Here is a 16,600-nt window from a genome sequence, read left to right as displayed (position 1 = left end):
ACCCTCCTTGGGCGGCGGCCGGGCTGAAAGGGGCGAAAGTCCCGGATGTGGGCGGCCCCGGGCCGGGACTACATTGGAGGCATGGCTGAATTCGCTAGCGCGTCCGGAGCTGCGGACGCCGGTACCGCCGTCCGGCTCACGGCACGGGTGGAGGGCATGGTCCAGGCCGTCGGCTTCCGGTATTGGACGGTGCGAAAGGCCGAGGAACTCGCCCTATGCGGCACGGTCAGGAACAACGACGACGGTTCGGTCGCCGTCGTTGTGGAGGGCCCGCAGGCGGTGGTGCTGCAGTTCCGGAGCTGGTTGCGCTCGCCGGATGCGCCCGGGCGGGTGGAGCACGTGGAGGAACGGATGAGCCCCGCCACCGGAGCGTTCAGCAACTTCCGGGTGGTCTACTGACTGCGGTTCGGGCCCCCGCCGCCGGCGTGAGCAGCCCGCTCGCCAGCACCGCCTTGCGGGACAGGGTCTTATAGCCCTCGCGCTCGAACAGCACCGTGATCAGCCCGTCGTCGTGCCGCATCACCAGGCCTGGGCCCCAGAGGGCATGTTCCACCGCGGAGTTCAGCGGGAACGCCTCGGCATCAGCCGGGGCCGCGCCGGCCGACGCTGCCGCGGCAGTGACGGCGTCGTGCGTCCGGGACGCCGACCCGTCCCGGCAGTTGTCGCAGTTCCCGCAAGGCTCGGGTAGGTCCTCGCCGAAGTAGCCCAGCAGGAACTGGCGCCGGCAGCGGTGCGTCTCGGCATAGCTGCGCATCATGGCGATGCGGGACTTGCCCACGCGTTCCCGCGCCGCCGCGAGGGCGACGGCGCGTGCCACCAGCTGGGCAGGATTGGCGCCGGGCTCCAGGCGCACCCCGCCGTCCGCCGGGGTCACGCCGCCGGTGTCCTGCAGCTCGTTGAGCAGCCCCGTGAGCCGGCGCTTCGGGTAGCCCGTGGCCGCAGCGAGCGCCGGTGGCGGCACGGAACCGCCGGCGTCGCGCAGGACAGCGAGGACGGCCAGCAGCGCGGACTCGTCCGGGCGGTGGGTGGCGAAGTAGCGGCGCAGGCCCAGGTCCTCGGACCGGTAGTGCAGCACGGCCTGGGCGGGCAGGCCGTCGCGTCCGGCCCGGCCGATCTGCTGGTAGTAGCTGTCCAGCGACTCCGGGATGTCCGCGTGCAGCACGAACCGGACATCCGGCTTGTCGATCCCCATGCCGAACGCGGTCGTGGCCACCACGGCGTCGAGTCGGCCGCCGAGGAACTGCCGGTGGACCGCCTCCCGCTCCGCCGGTGTTCGGCCCGCGTGGTACGCGGCGGCACGCAGTCCCTTCTGCGCAAGCTTCGCGGCGTATTTCTCCGTGTCCTTGCGTTTGGCGGCGTAGACCAGGCCCGGGCCGTGCAGTTCGCTGACCAACTTGGCTGCCCGCCGCACCACCGCGCGGCGCTTCTCCTTGTCCTCATGATGCCGCACGACATCGAGGCCGATGTTGGGGCGGTCGAAGCCCCGGACCAGGACCAGCGGATCCTTCAGGCGCAGGCGGTCCAGGATTTCCTCGCGGACCGGGGGAGCGGCGGTGGCGGTGAGCGCCGCCGTCGTCGGATGGCCCAGGCGTTCGCGGACCTCGCCGAGCCGGAGGTAGTCGGGCCGGAAGTCGTGGCCCCAGGTGGAGACGCAGTGCGCCTCGTCCACCACAAACAAGGCGATGGTGAGGGCCGCGAGCCGCTCCACCGTGCTGGCCTTCGCCAGCTGTTCCGGGGCTAGGAACAGGAAGACGGCCTCCCCGCGCTCCGCCGCCTGCCAGGCGCGCTCCTGTTCGGCGGCGCTGTGCGAGGAATTGACGGCGACGGCGTGGCCCGGGCCGAGGGCGCCCGCCAGTCCGTCCAGCTGGTCCTCCTGCAGCGAGATCAGCGGGGAAACGACGACGGTGGCTCCCTTGCGCTGCCGGTGCAGGAGCAGCGCGGGCACCTGGTACAACGCCGACTTCCCATAGCCGGTGGGCATCACCGCGAGGACGTCCCGCCCGGCGGCGAGCGCAGCCATGCCGGCCAACTGCCCGTCGCGGAGTTCGGGCAGGCCGAAGGCGGCGGCGGCGAGCCCGCGGAGCGCACCGTCGTCGGGTGCGTCGACGGGTGCTTCCGGGGCCGGGACGGTAGCCTCGCTAATAGGGCGGCTTCCTTTCGCGGACGGGAGGCGGCGGCAGGTGACGCCGGAACCTGGGTTCAGCCTAGACGCAGGTGCGGGTCACAAGAAACGCGTCGGACGGCCGGGACAAATGGCCCTCGGCAGGGCTCTTGGCGGTGGGTAGGGTGGCGCGCATGCAGAAGATATCGATCGACGCTTTGGCCCGCCAGCAGGTTGCCGCGGCGCTCGCGGCCGGCAGCGGACGGGCCGCCGACACCGTCTACGGCGGCCACGAAAAGGTGCTCCGCCAGACGGTAATGGCCTTCAAAGCGGGGACCCAGTTGAGCGAGCACCAGAACCCTGGGGAGGCGACGGTGTTTGTGCTCCGGGGCTGCGTCAGGCTGCAGGCCGGAAACGAATCCTGGCAGGGGAAAACCGGCGACCTGCTGATCGTGCCGGAAGGGTTGCACAGCCTGGTAGCGGAAGAAGACTCCGCGATTTTGATGACGGTGGCGAAGGCCAAGGGCTGAGGCATGGGCTGCGCGCCCACCGGACTTTCCGGAGGCTGTTGTCAGTGCGCCGGAGTGGGCCTACGCTGTGGCTCGGCGGCCCCAATCCGGGGACCGGCTCCAGGATCCTCCCTCATGGGGGTGCCATGCCCACCCCCGGATGCCTGCGTCCTGGAATCACGGGACAGGAAAAACCATGAGCAAATATCTGTTTGAAGCCAATTACCTGGGCGAAGGAATCAAGGGACTCATGCGCGAGGGCGGCAGCAAGCGCCGCGACGCCCTGGTGGACGCACTCAAGTCCGTCGGCGGAACGCTCGAGTGCTTCTACTACGCCTTCGGGGACACCGACGTCCTGGGCGTCCTCGAGGCCCCAAGCGACGCCGACGCCGCAGCCCTCTCGCTGATGATCAATTCCACCGGCAACGTGAGTGTGCGCCTGAAGCCGTTGATGTCGGTCGAGGACATCGACGAGGCGGTCAAGAAGACGCCGTCGTACCGCGCGCCGGGGCAGTAGGGGGCCCTAAGCCTGCGCCGTGTGACGCGGCAAACCCGCCCGGAGCTGGCCGTGGGTTCGATCCCGGCCGCCGCAGTAGGACAGACTGTTGCCGTGAGCAACTCTCCCCGGACCGGCGTCGCCATCGCAGGACTCAGCCTCGGCACGTCGCTGAACCCGCTGAACTCCTCGATGATCGCCGTCGCGCTGGTGGTCTTGCGCGCGGATTTCGCGCTCGACGTCGCCACGGTCACCTGGGTGGTCACGTCCTTCTACCTCACCTCCGCCGCGGGCCAGCCGCTGATGGGGCGGCTCGCGGACCGCTTCGGCCCGCGCCGGCTGTTCCTGCTCGGCATGGCGCTGGTGGCCGTGACGTGTGCGCTGGCCCCGTTTGCGCCGAACTTCGCGCTGCTCTGTGTGGCGCGGGCGTTTATGGCCCTCGGGACGGCGACGGCGTATCCCAGCGCCGTGGTGATGGTGGCGGCGCTGGCGCGGCAGGCGAATGTGAAATCCACCCGCCCCCTGGGCAGGATCCAGATGGCGAACACCTCGGCGGCCGCCGTCGGGCCGGTGGTGGGCGGGCTGCTGGTGAGCCTGGTGGGCTGGGAGGCGCTGTTCCTGATCAACGTCCCGCTCGCGCTGGTGGCCATCTTTGTGGTCCGGCGGTTCGCCCCGGCGGACGGCGGGCGCGAACGCGGCCGGGTGTCCGAACTGCTGCGGGATTCGGACCTGCCGGGCATCGGCGCGTTCATCGGCGCGCTGGTGCTGGTGATGATGGCGCTGCTGAACGTGCTGCCGGCCTACCGGTGGTGGCTGCTCGGCGCGGGGCTGCTGCTGGCGGCGCTGTTCGCGGTGCGGGAGCTGCACTTCAGCCCGCCCTTCCTGGACCTGCGGCTGCTGGGCCGCAACCGGCCGCTGCTGCTGGTGTACCTGGGCTTTGCGCTGTTCAACGGCGTCTACTACTTCGCGTTCTTCGGCCTGCCGCAGCTCTTGCAGACCGCCGGCGGCTACGACCCGGGCATCGTGGGCCTGCTGATGCTGCCGCTTGCCGCCATCTCCGTGGTCGGGACACCCTTCGCGGTCCGCGCCATCGACCGGTTCGGGGTGCGGCGGGTGCTGATCGCCGGCGTCGTGCTGCTGATCGGGGCGTCGGGCACCATGTGGCTGCTGACCGCGTCGCTGGCCGCCCCGCTGGTACTGGCCATGACGGCCCTGCTGGGTGTGCCGTATTGCGTGGTCAGCATCGCCTCGAGCCAGGGCATGTACCTGTCCACCCGGCTGGAGGAACGCGGGGTGGCCGCCGGGATCTTCCAGACCTGCCGCTACCTGGGCGCGATCACCGCGACCGTCCTAATCGGCATCTTCTACGGCACCGGGGTAACCCAGTCGAACTGGGGCCTGATGGTCCTGGTCATGCTGGGCCTTGGCGCGGTGGTGTTTGTGGTGTCTCTGCTGTGGCGGGAGCGCCGCACGGCGTAGGGCCGCGTCCCTGGTGCTGACGCCTCGGCGCCGTGGTTCCCTGAGGCCGAGACGCCTTGACTCAGTGGAAACGCCGGGTCCAGTGTGAGCGGAGCCACAAAAAAGTTGCTCGCACGCTCACGCGGCGCCTATAGTCAAAGCAGTGGTTCGATAATAGAACAGGAAGTTCTATTATCGAACATTCAGGCTGCAGCCAGCCCTACAAAGAAGTGAGGACAGCCCGTGCATTTCCACCACCACGGTTACGTCTCCGGGGACCCGCGGGTTCAGCCGGCCGCCGGCGTCGGCCTTGACCGGCCCGCGGAACTTCCCGACGTCGTCGACGTCCTCATTGTGGGCACCGGCCCCGCCGGCATGGTCGCGGCGGCGCAACTCTCCCAGTTCGCCGGCGTCACCACGAGGATCGTGGAGCGCCGGCCTGGTCGGCTTGCGATCGGCCAGGCGGACGGCATCCAGGCCCGCAGCGTGGAGACGTTCCAGGCCTTCGGCTTCGCCGAGCGGATCATCGCCGAGGCGTACCGCATCACCGAGATGGCCTTCTGGAAGCCGGACCCCAAAGATCCATCCCGCATTGTCCGCGCCGCCCGCACCCTCGACGACCCCGCCGGCATCAGCGAGTTCCCGCACCTGATCGTCAACCAGGCCCGCGTCCTGGACTACTTCGCCGAGGTCATGGCCAACGCCCCCACCCGGATGACGCCGGACTACGGCTACGAATACAAGGCCCTGGAAGTCGGCGAGGGGGAGTACCCCGTCACCGTGACGCTGGCGCACACCGCCGGTCCCGACGCCGGCGCCGAACGCACCGTCCGCGCCAAATACGTCGTGGGCGCGGACGGCGCCCGGAGCAAGGTGCGGGATTCGATCGGCTGCACCATGGCCGGCGATAAGGCTAACCACGCGTGGGGCGTGATGGACGTGCTCGCCAACACCGACTTCCCGGACATCCGGACCAAGTGTGCCATCACCTCGGGCGCAGGCGGCAGCATCCTGCTTATCCCGCGCGAAGGCGGCCACCTCTTCCGGATGTACGTGGACCTGGGTGTGGTCCCGGAGACCGACGCCGGCGCGGTGCGCAGCACTAGCATCGAGCAGATCATTGCCAAGGCCAACGCCATCATCCACCCCTACACCCTCGACGTCCGCAACGTCGCCTGGCACAGCGTCTACGAGGTGGGCCACCGCCTGACCGACCGGTTCGACGACGTCCGCCCGGAGGAGCGCGGCACCCGCACTCCGCGGGTGTTCATCACCGGCGACGCCTGCCACACCCACAGCGCCAAGGCCGGCCAGGGCATGAACGTCTCCATGCAGGACGGCTTCAACATCGGCTGGAAGCTCGGGCACGTGCTGGAGGGCCGCAGCCCGGAGAGCCTGCTCGCCACCTACTCCGCCGAACGCCAGGTGGTCGCGAAGAACCTGATCGATTTCGACAAGGAATGGTCGACGCTGATGGCCAAGAAGCCGGAGGAATTCGACAGCCCCTCCCAGCTCGAAGACTTCTACGTCAGCACCGCCGAGTTCCCCGCCGGCTTCATGACCCAGTACGCCCCGTCCATGCTCATTGGCGTGCCGGAGCACCAGGAGCTGGCCACCGGCTTCCCCATCGGCAAGCGGTTCAAGTCCGCTCCCGTGGTGCGGGTCTGTGACACCAATCCGCTGCACCTTGGCCACCAGGCCACGGCGGACGGCCGGTGGCGGATCTACGTCTTCGCGGACGGGGCAGCGGCCGGCGCGTCGTCGCCCACCACGAACCTGGCCGACTGGCTGGCGACGGCGCCGGACTCGCCGCTCGCCGCCACCCCCGAGGGCCTGGACCGTGACGCGTGGTTCGACCTCCGGGTCATCTACCAGCAGGAGCACACCAGCGTGGACATCAGTGCGGTCCCGGCCGTGTTCAAGCCTGCCGTGGGCCCGTTCCAGCTGACCTACCTCGAGAAGGTCTACGCCGCGGATCCGCGCGCCGACATCTTCGAATCGCGCGGCCTGGACCGCGGCGGCGTGGTGGTGGTGGTCCGCCCGGACCAGTACGTGGCCACCGTTTTGCCGTTGACGGCGACGGCGGAGCTCGCCGCGTTCTTCGCGCCGTTGCTGGGGGAGCGGGTGCCCGGGCGGCCGTAGCCGGAGACTCTAGGCTCAGACGCCGACCTCGGCCGGGAGCCGCTCGCCGTTGAGGTATTCGAGCTGCCAGCCGTCGACGTCGTGATGGTGGGCCAGGTTCAACGCGGCATTGTCGATGCTCTGCAGCGGGCGGCCTACCACCCGGCTGAGGCTCATGCGGAGCAGCGAGCCGTGGGCGACCACCAGGACGCGGCCGCCGCGGAACTCTTCCGCGAGTGCTTCCAGTGCGCCGAGCCCGCGGTCCGCGGCGTCGTCCTCGCTCTCGGCGCCGCGGAAGCCTCCGGGGATGCGCAGAAGATCCAGCTCGGGACCGTCGTGCAGACCCTCGGCCGGCCCGAAGGAGCGTTCGGTGAGCTCCGGAATAAGCCGGGCCACGTGCAGCCCCAGCCCGGCGGCGATCAGCTCAGCGGTCTCCGCGGCCCGGCTTAGTGGCGAAGACACAATAGCGTCCCACTCGTACTCTGCCAGGCCCGAGACGGCGTCGCGCGCCTGGCCGCGGCCGACGTCGTTCAGCGGTATGTCGGTGGAACCCTGCAGTCGGCGCTGCGCATTCCAGTCGGTCTGGCCATGGCGGACGAGGGCAAAGGTTGTCAGGGGCATTCGTCCATTGTGCCGGTGACGGGGCCCGGACCCGGAATCGCTGCCCATTCTCCGCGGGACCGGATCGGTCCATAATGGCCCCATAAGCATCGGGGACACCTCGCGTTGGTGATGGGTGGCTCGGCGTTGAGGAGTCCCAGGTGGCCGTCCCGGTTCGGCGCGAGGGACGGTCACGGGCTCCAGACAACGTGTCCGGGACCGAAATCGGGGAACCACGCCATCGCTGCAGTCATAGACGCATTAAGGGGAATCATCATGCTCGGGGATTCAAACATCATGGCCGTCCTGCCCGCGAAGGACATCAATCGGGCCAAGGATTTCTACCGGGACAAACTCGGCATCGAGCCCTCCGAATCCATGGAGGAGGGAAGCTACATGTATACCTGCGGCCAGGGAACCCGCTTCCTGCTGTACCAGACAGATAATGCCGGGACGGCCAAGAACACCCAGATGGGCTGGGAATCGGACAACCTCGAAGCCGAGATGGCGGAGCTGCGGGGCCGCGGCGTCGTCTTTGAGGATTACGACTTTCCCGGCCTGAAGACGGAAAACGGCGTCGCCACCGCGTCCTGGGGGAAGGCCGCCTGGTTCCTCGACAGCGAGGGCAACATCATCAATATCGCCCAGCGGTCGTAGGGAGGCTCCACCCGCCCCGGCGCTGACCGGTGGACGCGATGCCTAGCAGGCAGCTTCACCCGCAGCGGTGCCCATCCCGCCGGGGGTCGCATCCTATTCGGCGTTGGCACCGGCCAGGAGGGCGAAGTAGCCCGGCACCGCCTGCGGGTGTCCTGCCTGGACCATGGGGACGACGTCGATGTTGACCGGTCCGTCCGCGAGGACGCGCCAGTCCGCGGCAGGGAAGACGCGGCTCCGTTCGCGGGCGCCGAAGCGCCCCGGGCGGGGCAGGTGTTCCAGGGCGCGTTGCAGCTGACTGGGCATGTGGTCACTCGTTGCGCCGAGTCCCGCGAGGTAGTCGAGGCTGTTTCCCGGGAAGTTTGTTTCTGCCAGGAACACGCGTCCGGTGCTTCCGACGATGGTTCTCAAGTTTGCCGCCAGCGAGGCCTGCTTGGCTGGTTTCAAGACGTGAAAGACACCGCGCACAAAGACGTTCGCGGGTCCCAGCTGCTGCAGGAGGATCTCCCCGGCACCCGCCGTGGCGCCGTCCAAGACGGAAAAGGAACAATTCGGAATGTCCCGGGCTTCCCGTGTAGCCCTCGCCACGGCGCCGGCCGAGACGTCGATTCCGTGAACCTTGGGAAACAGGGAGGCAAGCCATCGGGTGTAGGTGCCGTTGCCGCAGCCAATGTCGATGACGGGGAGGGTCGGATCGAAGTGCGCCAGGACCAGGTCCGTGTACTGGTTGCGTTCGGCCGGCGAGTCGGAGTCCCAGAGCACTTCGCCGTCGTGGCCGGTGGTTTGAATGCCGCTCCAGTACCTTTCCCACGCGGCGTGGGGGTTCCGTGGGGCATGGGAGGCGAGGCGCACAACTGTTGGGACAAGCCGCATCCGGTCCCATAGTTTAGACATGGACATACTTTACCGCCGGGGCCCAGCGCCGTTGACGCGATTGGGAATTTCCGCGGCCGGCACCGGGCGGCCATAGTAGTAGCCTTGCCCGTAGAGGCAGCCCATGGCTTGCAGCCGCTCGGCCTGCTCGGCGGTTTCAATGCCTTCGACGATCGCCTCAAGTTCGGCTGCCGAGATCAGCTGCAGGATAGCGGAGACAAATTTCTGTTGCCGTGGGTCAGTCTCGAGGTTCTTTATCAACGAGTGGTCCACTTTGACCGTGTCAGCCGGAAGTTCCCGGAGATAGCTGATAGATGAATAGCCGGTGCCGAAGTCGTCAATTTGGAGTCCGACGCCGAGGGCCCGGATCTTCTCGAGTACCTGCTGTTCCCCGGTCCTGCGGGACATCAAGACGCTTTCGGTAATCTCCAGCACGAGGCGCGAGGGTTCAATGTCGTTCCTGGCCAGGGTTTCGTTGAGGTCATCGAGCAGATCGCTGCGCAGAAGTTCGGCGGCGGAGAGGTTGATGTGCAGGCGGAAATCGGCCAGCTGGGGGGCCTCGCGTTTCCATCGGCCCAGCTGGGCGATCCCCTCGCGCAGGACCCACCGTCCCAGGTCCAGGATCAGGCCGGTCTCTTCCGCGATGCCAATGAAGCTGTCAGGCATGATTGTTCCGTGCACGGGGTGGTGCCACCGGACGAGGGCTTCGACGCCGGCGACCCGGCCGGATGCCAGCTCGACCACAGGCTGGTAGTACAACGCCAGCTGCCCGCTGGCCGCAGCCGTCCGCAGTTCGGCGGTGATCCGGGCACGTTCCTGGACCGCATTGAGCATCTCGGGGTGGAAAAGCTGGACAGTGTTCCGGCCTCGGGCCTTGGCGTGATACATGGCAATATCGGCGTCACGCATTAATTCCTCTGCCGAATATCCTGGACCACGGAGGCAGATTCCGATGCTGGCGGTGGTCCAGACCGTTTCCGGTCCGATGTCCACCCGGTCCTGCAGGGCTTCGCACGCCCGGTGCGCAATGAGCATGACCTCGTCTGCGCTCGCCCCGGTGATGAGGGCTGCGAATTCATCTCCGCCGAGGCGGGCAACAGTGTCCGTGGCCCGGACGACGGAGCGCAGGCGACGGGAAACCTCCACCAGCACGGCGTCTCCGGCGCTGTGGCCCAAGGTGTCGTTGACGGCTTTGAAGGAGTCCAGGTCCAGGATGAGCACGGCGGGGGCGTTTCCGTTCTCCGTCTCGGTCCGGATGGCGTCCTGGATCCGTTCGTTGAGCAAGGTTCTGTTGGCCAGACCGGTCAGGGCATCCGTTTTGGCCATGTGTTCCAGCTTCACCTGCGTTCGACGCAGCATGGCAGTGCGGGCGGCGACGCGTTCCTCCAGATCCGTGTAAATGTGCCCCAGCTCCTCGGCCAGGAGATTGACGCCGGTAATGACTGCGTCGATGGCGTCCCTCTGATCCGAGGGCTCGATGCGTGCGTTCAGCTCCCCGGCAGCCAGCCGGACAATGCCGTCGACTAGTTGTTCGAGGCGGGGATCCTCAGCGCCTTCTGCTGGGCTCACGCGCGCCGATCCGAGTGTTGTTCCAGTGGTGCTTTGTCCGCCTCGGATCGTCCGCCGCAGGGCAGAACACGGCACCTACCGGTCGTCATTGAGCCAGTCCGTCGCATCGCTGCGGGACGTGAAGAACCGGGTGGGGCAGGGAGGGATATGGACGCCGAGAAAAAAGTTAGCGAGGACTCGGTCCACCGGGGAGCGTCCCAGGAGGGCAATGCGGGAGGCGTCGCAGGGAATAGACCAGATACCCCTGGCCTCCCGGCTGACCGAAGCAACCGCGGCCATGTCCACCAGCATCGGGTGCGGCACGCCTTGGCAGAGGTCGTTGACTTTCGCCATGGCGGCCCGGGCATCCTCGACCTCGATGGTGATCCCCGACAGCCACTTCAGGTGGACGACGCCGTCGTCGCCGAGTTCGACGCTTCCTTTTCCGCCGTCCACGGTCTCGGGTGCTGCGACCACTTCGCCTCCTGAATCGGCCGCCGAACCTTTCAGCAACCTCTCAACGGTACCGCCCGGTTGTCGGGCGCACCGAACCAATAGTATTCCCCGGCGATTCTGCGGCGGCGGGTTTCGGGCTCGCCGGTCGCCCGGAGGTGCTCACAAGCCCCTCAGTCCTGCTGCACCCACGCGGCGTTGTTCGGCTGCAGCCAGCCGTCCTCGGCGAGCGGTTCGGCGCTGAGCAGCACCGTGCCCGCCGGGAGCCGGGCCGGCTCGGACCCCATCGCGACGGCGACCAGGAAGTTCTCGCTCCGTTGGCAGACCAGCAGGCCGCCGTCCTCGACCCGCCAGGTGCCGCCGTCGTCCGCGGTGAAGACCCCGTCGCTCCACAGCGTCCGGCGCAGCGCCAGGGCAGCCCTGGTCAGGTTCAGGACCGAATCGGAGTCTCGATCCTGGAGTTCGACGGCGTGCTGGCCCCAGCCGACGGGGACCGGCAGCCACGGCTGCGCCGCCTCTTCAGTCAGCGAGAACCCATGGGCCGCCGCCGCATCCGCAGTCCACGGCAGCGGGATCCGGGCGCCGTCGCGGCAGACGCCGCCGCGGGCCCACATGGGATCCACCCGGGACTCGAGCGGGACATCGACTTCGGGCAGCCCGAGCTCCTGGCCCTGGTAGAGGTACGCCGGGCCGGGCAGCCCCAGCAGCGCCACCAGCGCGGCCCGTGCCCGCATGGCGCCAAGCTCCCCGCCGCCAAAGCGCGTCGCCGACCGGACAATGTCGTGGTTCTCCAACGCCCACGTCGGCAGTCAGTCCGCGAGGGGAGCTACTTTTCGCAGGCGATGCCGTCGCGATCGCGGTCCAGTTTGAAGCTGTAGCCGGGCTGCCCGGCATACAGCGGAGCCGCACCAGCATTCTTCACATCCGCGCAGCTGGCGTAATACGTGGCAACCGGCGCCGGCGGCACGTAAGGCGCAGGGGCGGGCGCAACGTAGACCGGTGCCGGTGGAACGTAGGGCGCTGGCGCCGCGGGCTCAGGCACGGCGACTACTGCGGCGGCAGACTGCTCCTCTTTCGGCTCGGCCACCGCGACGACTACAGTTTCCTTCTCATTCGTCGGCACGAGTTGGCTTGCACAATCTGCGAGGACGCCAGCCATGGCATCGTGTTCGGCCCGCGTCACCCAGAGGTCGTAAGTCGCTTTGACGGAGATCTGGCGCGCGACGTACTCGCAGCGGTAGCTCTTGTTCGGTGGCAGCCATGTCGCAGCGTCGCTTTCGCCCTTTTGGATATTGGTCGGTCCGTCCGTGGCCCGAAGATTCAAAGGATCATTGGCAAAAGCTATGCGCTGCGCTTCTGTGAGTTTCTGGGCACCTTTCAACAAAGCGTCGCCCAGCGCGACTACGTGGTCGATCTGAACCGCGCTGCTGGTTTCGGGTCCCCTTTGAAAGTGGATAGTTGTCGCCGTATAAGGGTCAGCAAGGGTGCCGCGTTCGACCTTGCAGTGTTTTCCGTCTGTGAAGACGACGTCCGACAGGTCTCTTTTGAGGACGTCGTTCCGGGTGTCGCAACCATTCCCATCAGTGTCTGCCCAGGCCGCACCGAACATAGCAGGGGCATCTTGGACTCTCGCTGAAACCGTGTCCTGAATCGAGAGCCGGCCGAGCAGATCGATTGCCTTCGTTGCGTAGGCGGGTTGGCTCTTCGGCGCCTTATAACTAACGCCCTTGGCGAGTCCCGTGACCGTCTCTGGGTCAAGTGGTTTGCCGGTGTTTGCCGGCGACGGGGTCGGCGAAGGAACGGCAGAGGGAGCCTCGGAGGGGGCGGCCGCGGCGCGGGATGCTTCTTCTGCTGCCCGCTTCGCGTTCTCCGACGCCGCCTGGGCGGCAATGCTTTCCGCCGATCGGGGAGGCAATGAAATTCCGCCGACAATGAACAGCACCAGTGCGCCAGCGAGCACGATGCCTCCGACTTTCCGGCCGCCTGGCAACCTTGCCCACGAGCGGCGGCCTGTGACCAAAACGTAAAGACCCGTAATCGCAGCCAATATGGCGAGCAAGACCATGGCGCCGCCGATTCCGCTGCTGCCCGCGCCTAGCGCGATGGCACCCAACGCCAGAGCTCCGACAATGAATGTTGAGATTTTAGGGTTCCGCGGCTTCATCGCGTAGTACGAATCCGGCTTGCCATTCAGGCGTCGGTTGCTCTTCATTTGTGTTCCCCATGTATTTCGGCCCATCAGCGACCTCGCTGGGGGCCAGACCAATGACGGTTCTCGGCGTCATAGGGAGTATACGGTCACGCCTCAATTTCCCAGCGTGTGCATTGCCGGTGACGTTTCGCGGCTCGCAATAATACTGGTGGAATTTCCCGTTCCCGTCAGGATATCGCGAAAGAACCGCGCTATCTCTTCGCCTGCCAGCACGCCCGACGTCGACGTGACGGTCAGGTTTGGCCGGGAGAATCCGTCGCTTTCGAGTTCGCCATGCGCCGGGCGGATGGCGACGTCCGCCAGCTCCAAGATGCCCGCATCCAGCCGGGAGTCACCGGCAGCAACGAGCAGTCCAGCGCCGGTTCGCCGCCGGACCTCAGCTACGGCGGCTTCCTTGGTAATAGGGACCGGGACGCAGTAAAGCTTTCGCCCCTGCAAGGACGTTGTCCAACCGCGGGCATCGCACCAAGCGCCGAGCTCTTCCAGATAAGCGTCGGTCAGCGCGTCACGGTCGACGATTCCATAGATGAAGCAGTCCTCGGCTGTCCGGATCCTCAGAATTGCGGGGTGTGCCGCACTGCCGGTGAGATGGCCCAGCACGACGTCCAGCGGCGCGCAAACCGATCCCAATGACCGTTGCATGTGCCGTGACCAGTCGGCATCCGGTTCGCCATCGTGCAGTAGGACGGCCCCGTTGGTGGTCACGGCGTATCCCTGCCCTGCTCTTGGTAGTTGCACACGGGAGAACTGGGCCTGGGTGCGGGTGGTGACGGGCACGAAGACGCTCTGCTCCGCGACCCACTCCAGCAGCCCTTCCGCAGCCCGGGTCATGAAGGAGAGCGGTGCTGCGTCATAAACTTCGGCGACCACCATGCGGGGCGCCAGATGGTCACTACCTACGAGTGACATCGAGTTCGCCGAGTAGATCAAGGTACGGTCCAGGTCGCTGGCCACCATGACAGGGGCGGCGCTTGAACGACCGCTCATACGTCGGCCACAGCCTTGCCATCTGCGCCGGTCGCTCCCGGTGTGTGGACAGGGTGAATCAGTCCGACGCAGCTGTACGCCAGGCCAGGAACTTCAAGCACCTCAACGCCGCGCTGTTCGGCCAAGTGCAGCACGTGGGCGAGCTCGGGCACGGCCTCCGGGCGCACCAGCACCTTCCACGGCACGCGGCGGAGCAGGACCCTGGTGGTCTCGCCGACACCCGGTTTGACCAAGTTCACGTTGTTGATGCCGTAGCTGCGGCTGATGTCTTCGACGGCGGCCCATCCGGACCAGTCTGCTTCCGGCAACGCCAAAATATCCGACGGGGCGTGGGCGGCGGCTTGCGTGACGTCGTCGCGGACCTCGGCAAACCGGGCCGTGACGGCGGCCAGGAAGTCGTTGGAGACGTCGCTGCCGGAGAGCTCCGAGTAAAACTTGGCCCCATGGAAATCCCCGGGCCCGATCAGCGCCTTGTTGAAGACGGTGCGTGAGACTAGGCCGGAGACGGTCGAGTTAAGGCATGCCGAAGGAACAAGATAGTCGTCGCGGGTGCCGAAAATCCGGACGCAGTGTCCGGGATCCGCGAGGACGGCAAGGTCCGGCCGGAACGCAGGCCCATCGGTCCTTCGGAAGAGGTCGACGGCGGCGGCGAGTTCGCGCGCGATCGCTCCCTTGCCGGTCCAGCCGTCCACGAACATGATGTCCTCCGGACGGTGCCGGGAGGCGAGATAGCCGAGAGCAGTCTGGTCGATGCCGAGACCGCGCACGATGCTGATGGCATAGTGCGGAAGCTCCAGTCCGTGGACTTCCCACGCCCAGCGCCTCATCAGGATGCCGACGGGGGTCCCGGCGCGGGCGAGAGACACCAGAACGGGCGCATTGCCGCGCAGCTTGAGGACCTGCTCGGTGAGCGTTCCGACGGCGTGCGCGATTCGGACAGCCGTGCTCTGCAGCGCGGACTGGAACAGTGCGCTGTATTCGGGAGAGGGTTCGAACTCTTGCGGCAACGATTCGGCGTAGCTGACCTTGCCGGACTGGATCGCGGCTTCCCGCTCTTCCTTCGGGGCTTCCAGCTGCGCAGAACTCAGATCCTTCACGAGCCACTGCACATCGTCGGTCCCATAGGAACCAAAAGCAGGGCCGAGCAGCGGCGTCGGGAATGGTGGCTGGGCGGGCACGAGGACGAGCCGGACATCGTCGGCGGCCCCTGCAACGGCCTCGGCAATCTTGCCGGGCCCCAAAAGCCCGGCAACCGCGGCACCGGGTTCCGCCATGAGGAGCACCGTATCGAAGCGTCCCTCTGGGTGCGTGAAATTGTAAGCAAACCGCGGCCCGGGACCATCTGCCGAGTCGCCGGCGCTGTCAAACGCAATGGCGGAACGGATCGCGTAGCCCGGTTCATCCAGCGCGGCGATCGGTGAGCGGGTGCTGGTGGAATAGCGGATGTCTGCTTGGGGGCGCAGTTCCTGGAGCCTGGTAGCCACCGCCAACGGCAGCGCCATAAATTCCTCCGTGGCCAGGACCAGCACCCGGCGCCCGGCACCGGGGCTGCTGCTGAGGGCTGCCGAAAGGTGGTCGGCGATGCGCGCGGCCTGTTCCGGATCCGGCCGGTCGGCAATGCCAAAGCGGGCGCTGCGGATTGGCGGCACGACGCCGTTGAGGTCCAGCACTTGGACCTGGTCCGGGCCGGGGGCTGTTTTGGGCGGGAGAGGAAGAGTGCCGATCAGCTTCGCCGCGTCCGCTGCAAGATTCTCCGGCAACTCGATGCTTCCCTGTGCCAGCGCCACGGCGCTGACCCGGGTGCCAAGCTCGCGTGCCAGCTCACCGAGGCGGTCCCGGTCTGCAGGAGTGCGCAGGTCCACCAAGGAGGCCACGATGTAGTGGCGGTGCGGAGCGGTGCCGTGCAGTTCGCGGATGGTGTTGATGATTGTCGCGCCGGTGCTGAGCTCGTCATCCACCAGGACCACGGTCCCGGCCTGGTTCAGGGCGGCGCGGCTGGTTGGCAGCAACTGATGGGAAGTTGCGTGTGAGTGGGCTTCCTCGAAGGCACCGTAAGGCTCAACCCCGCAGCTTCCCTGTCGGGTGGAATGGATGTAATACGTGCCCAGTTGTCCGGCCACCAGCTGGCCCAGAGCGGTGGCAGTTTCCGCGTAGCCGATGGTCACGACATCGGGACTTTCCACTTGCTGTCCGGCGAGCAGATTGCCCAGGGCAGTCACGGCGCTCATCCGGTGGGACCGTTCGTCGCCGTCGGGCACAGCCCCGGTGTTCGTCGGTGCTGCAGGATCCAGCAGCCGACCCAGTCTGTCGGCGGCCTCGTCAATGACGGCAGTCAGCGATCCGGTCTCGGCTGGGAGCTGGAGTTCGCGTTGCACCAGGAGTCCCAGCAACCGGCCCGCTGACGTTACGACCCCGGGTTCGGTGGGGACATGCTTGGCGAGAACCCGCGAGACCAGGAGGTGGGCCCGCTTCGGATTGCGCCGCAGCGCCAATCCGACCAGTTCCTTGACCGGCAGCACGCCGGTGCCTGGGTCTGAGGTCACGTCGACGCCGAGCGCATCGGTTACGTAGCTGCCGCTCCAAGAGGC

The 16,600-nt window shown here is 67.2% G+C and carries 15 protein-coding genes; 6 read left to right on the top strand and 9 right to left on the bottom strand.

From position 1 onward, the window contains the following. The first annotated feature begins 81 nt into the window (after positions 1 to 81). The gene (locus E7Y32_RS01800; protein WP_146335578.1) at positions 82 to 399 is read left to right on the top strand and encodes an acylphosphatase; all 318 of its coding nucleotides are present in this window, start codon (positions 82 to 84) and stop codon (positions 397 to 399) included. Here E7Y32_RS01800 and E7Y32_RS01795 read toward each other — a convergent pair. Then, positions 374 to 2,020, bottom strand: coding sequence for an ATP-dependent DNA helicase RecQ (locus tag E7Y32_RS01795; protein WP_146335577.1), 1,647 nt, complete (start codon positions 2,018 to 2,020; stop codon positions 374 to 376). The genes E7Y32_RS01800 and E7Y32_RS01795 overlap by 26 nt on opposite strands. Positions 2,021 to 2,295: 275 nt before the next feature. On the opposite strand from E7Y32_RS01795, the gene E7Y32_RS01790 reads away from it, so the two are divergent. The 4 genes from E7Y32_RS01790 (at position 2,296) to E7Y32_RS01775 (ending at position 6,706) form a co-directional block, all read left to right on the top strand. Beyond that, the gene (locus tag E7Y32_RS01790; RefSeq protein ID WP_146335576.1) at positions 2,296 to 2,631 is read left to right on the top strand and encodes a cupin domain-containing protein; all 336 of its coding nucleotides are present in this window, start codon (positions 2,296 to 2,298) and stop codon (positions 2,629 to 2,631) included. A 175-nt stretch (positions 2,632 to 2,806) separates the two neighbouring features. Then, positions 2,807 to 3,127 carry a GYD domain-containing protein gene (locus E7Y32_RS01785; RefSeq protein WP_146335575.1) on the top strand — a complete coding sequence of 107 codons (321 nt, stop codon included), beginning with the start codon at positions 2,807 to 2,809 and terminating at the stop codon, positions 3,125 to 3,127. Positions 3,128 to 3,220: 93 nt separating this feature from the next. Next, on the top strand, positions 3,221 to 4,585 hold the full coding sequence (locus tag E7Y32_RS01780) for an MFS transporter (protein WP_146335574.1): 1,365 nt from the start codon (positions 3,221 to 3,223) through the stop codon (positions 4,583 to 4,585). 222 nt (positions 4,586 to 4,807) lie between these two features. After that, positions 4,808 to 6,706 (top strand): FAD-binding monooxygenase, encoded by a 1,899-nt coding sequence (locus E7Y32_RS01775; RefSeq protein WP_146335573.1) that lies wholly within the window; start codon positions 4,808 to 4,810, stop codon positions 6,704 to 6,706. Between the two features lie 15 nt (positions 6,707 to 6,721). Here the strand turns inward: E7Y32_RS01775 and E7Y32_RS01770 are convergent, their stop codons facing one another. Beyond that, complete coding sequence (locus E7Y32_RS01770; protein ID WP_146335572.1) at positions 6,722 to 7,306, bottom strand: histidine phosphatase family protein; 585 nt, start codon at positions 7,304 to 7,306, stop codon at positions 6,722 to 6,724. 255 nt (positions 7,307 to 7,561) lie between these two features. Between E7Y32_RS01770 and E7Y32_RS01765 the strand changes: the two genes are divergently transcribed. Continuing rightward, a complete protein-coding gene (locus E7Y32_RS01765; RefSeq protein ID WP_146335571.1) occupies positions 7,562 to 7,942 on the top strand; it encodes a VOC family protein in 381 nt (126 codons plus the stop codon). A 93-nt stretch (positions 7,943 to 8,035) separates the two neighbouring features. Here E7Y32_RS01765 and E7Y32_RS01760 read toward each other — a convergent pair whose 3' ends face one another. The 7 genes from E7Y32_RS01760 to E7Y32_RS01730 all read right to left on the bottom strand — a co-directional run bounded on the left by E7Y32_RS01760 (position 8,036) and on the right by E7Y32_RS01730 (position 16,555). After that, positions 8,036 to 8,833, bottom strand: coding sequence for a class I SAM-dependent methyltransferase (locus E7Y32_RS01760; RefSeq protein WP_146335570.1), 798 nt, complete (start codon positions 8,831 to 8,833; stop codon positions 8,036 to 8,038). A gap of 9 nt (positions 8,834 to 8,842) precedes the next feature. Next, on the bottom strand, positions 8,843 to 10,381 hold the full coding sequence (locus E7Y32_RS01755) for a bifunctional diguanylate cyclase/phosphodiesterase (RefSeq protein ID WP_146335569.1): 1,539 nt from the start codon (positions 10,379 to 10,381) through the stop codon (positions 8,843 to 8,845). A 75-nt stretch (positions 10,382 to 10,456) separates the two neighbouring features. Continuing rightward, positions 10,457 to 10,837, bottom strand: coding sequence for an STAS/SEC14 domain-containing protein (locus tag E7Y32_RS01750; RefSeq protein ID WP_146335568.1), 381 nt, complete (start codon positions 10,835 to 10,837; stop codon positions 10,457 to 10,459). Positions 10,838 to 10,986: 149 nt separating this feature from the next. Next, positions 10,987 to 11,607, bottom strand: a complete 621-nt coding sequence (locus E7Y32_RS01745) for an alpha-amylase family glycosyl hydrolase (RefSeq protein ID WP_261382508.1) — start codon at positions 11,605 to 11,607, stop codon at positions 10,987 to 10,989. A 32-nt stretch (positions 11,608 to 11,639) separates the two neighbouring features. Beyond that, positions 11,640 to 13,025: a DUF1524 domain-containing protein gene (locus E7Y32_RS01740; RefSeq protein WP_261382507.1), complete on the bottom strand. Its 1,386-nt coding sequence runs from the start codon at positions 13,023 to 13,025 to the stop codon at positions 11,640 to 11,642. A 93-nt stretch (positions 13,026 to 13,118) separates the two neighbouring features. Next, positions 13,119 to 14,012 (bottom strand): HAD family hydrolase, encoded by an 894-nt coding sequence (locus E7Y32_RS01735; RefSeq protein ID WP_222433451.1) that lies wholly within the window; start codon positions 14,010 to 14,012, stop codon positions 13,119 to 13,121. Beyond that, complete coding sequence (locus E7Y32_RS01730) at positions 14,009 to 16,555, bottom strand: phosphoribosyltransferase (RefSeq protein ID WP_261382506.1); 2,547 nt, start codon at positions 16,553 to 16,555, stop codon at positions 14,009 to 14,011. Before E7Y32_RS01730 ends, E7Y32_RS01735 begins: the two co-directional genes overlap by 4 nt. Between the last annotated feature and the right edge of the window lie 45 nt (positions 16,556 to 16,600).

Source organism: Arthrobacter sp. UKPF54-2 (assembly GCF_007858535.1).
Lineage (GTDB): Bacteria > Actinomycetota > Actinomycetes > Actinomycetales > Micrococcaceae > Arthrobacter.
Note: the sequence above shows the minus strand (reverse complement) of the source record. Positions and strands in the feature narration are given on the sequence as shown.

Excerpts from the sequence above, each read along its gene's own strand:
- E7Y32_RS01800 (WP_146335578.1), top strand. The coding sequence starts at position 82 with ATGGCTGAATTCGCTAGCGCGTCCGGAGCTGCGGACGCCGGTACCGCC.
- E7Y32_RS01795 (WP_146335577.1), bottom strand. The coding sequence starts at position 2,020 with ATGGCTGCGCTCGCCGCCGGGCGGGACGTCCTCGCGGTGATGCCCACC.
- E7Y32_RS01790 (WP_146335576.1), top strand. The coding sequence starts at position 2,296 with ATGCAGAAGATATCGATCGACGCTTTGGCCCGCCAGCAGGTTGCCGCG.
- E7Y32_RS01785 (WP_146335575.1), top strand. The coding sequence starts at position 2,807 with ATGAGCAAATATCTGTTTGAAGCCAATTACCTGGGCGAAGGAATCAAG.
- E7Y32_RS01770 (WP_146335572.1), bottom strand. The coding sequence starts at position 7,306 with ATGCCCCTGACAACCTTTGCCCTCGTCCGCCATGGCCAGACCGACTGG.
- E7Y32_RS01765 (WP_146335571.1), top strand. The coding sequence starts at position 7,562 with ATGCTCGGGGATTCAAACATCATGGCCGTCCTGCCCGCGAAGGACATC.
- E7Y32_RS01760 (WP_146335570.1), bottom strand. The coding sequence starts at position 8,833 with ATGTCTAAACTATGGGACCGGATGCGGCTTGTCCCAACAGTTGTGCGC.
- E7Y32_RS01740 (WP_261382507.1), bottom strand. The coding sequence starts at position 13,025 with ATGAAGAGCAACCGACGCCTGAATGGCAAGCCGGATTCGTACTACGCG.
- E7Y32_RS01735 (WP_222433451.1), bottom strand. The coding sequence starts at position 14,012 with ATGAGCGGTCGTTCAAGCGCCGCCCCTGTCATGGTGGCCAGCGACCTG.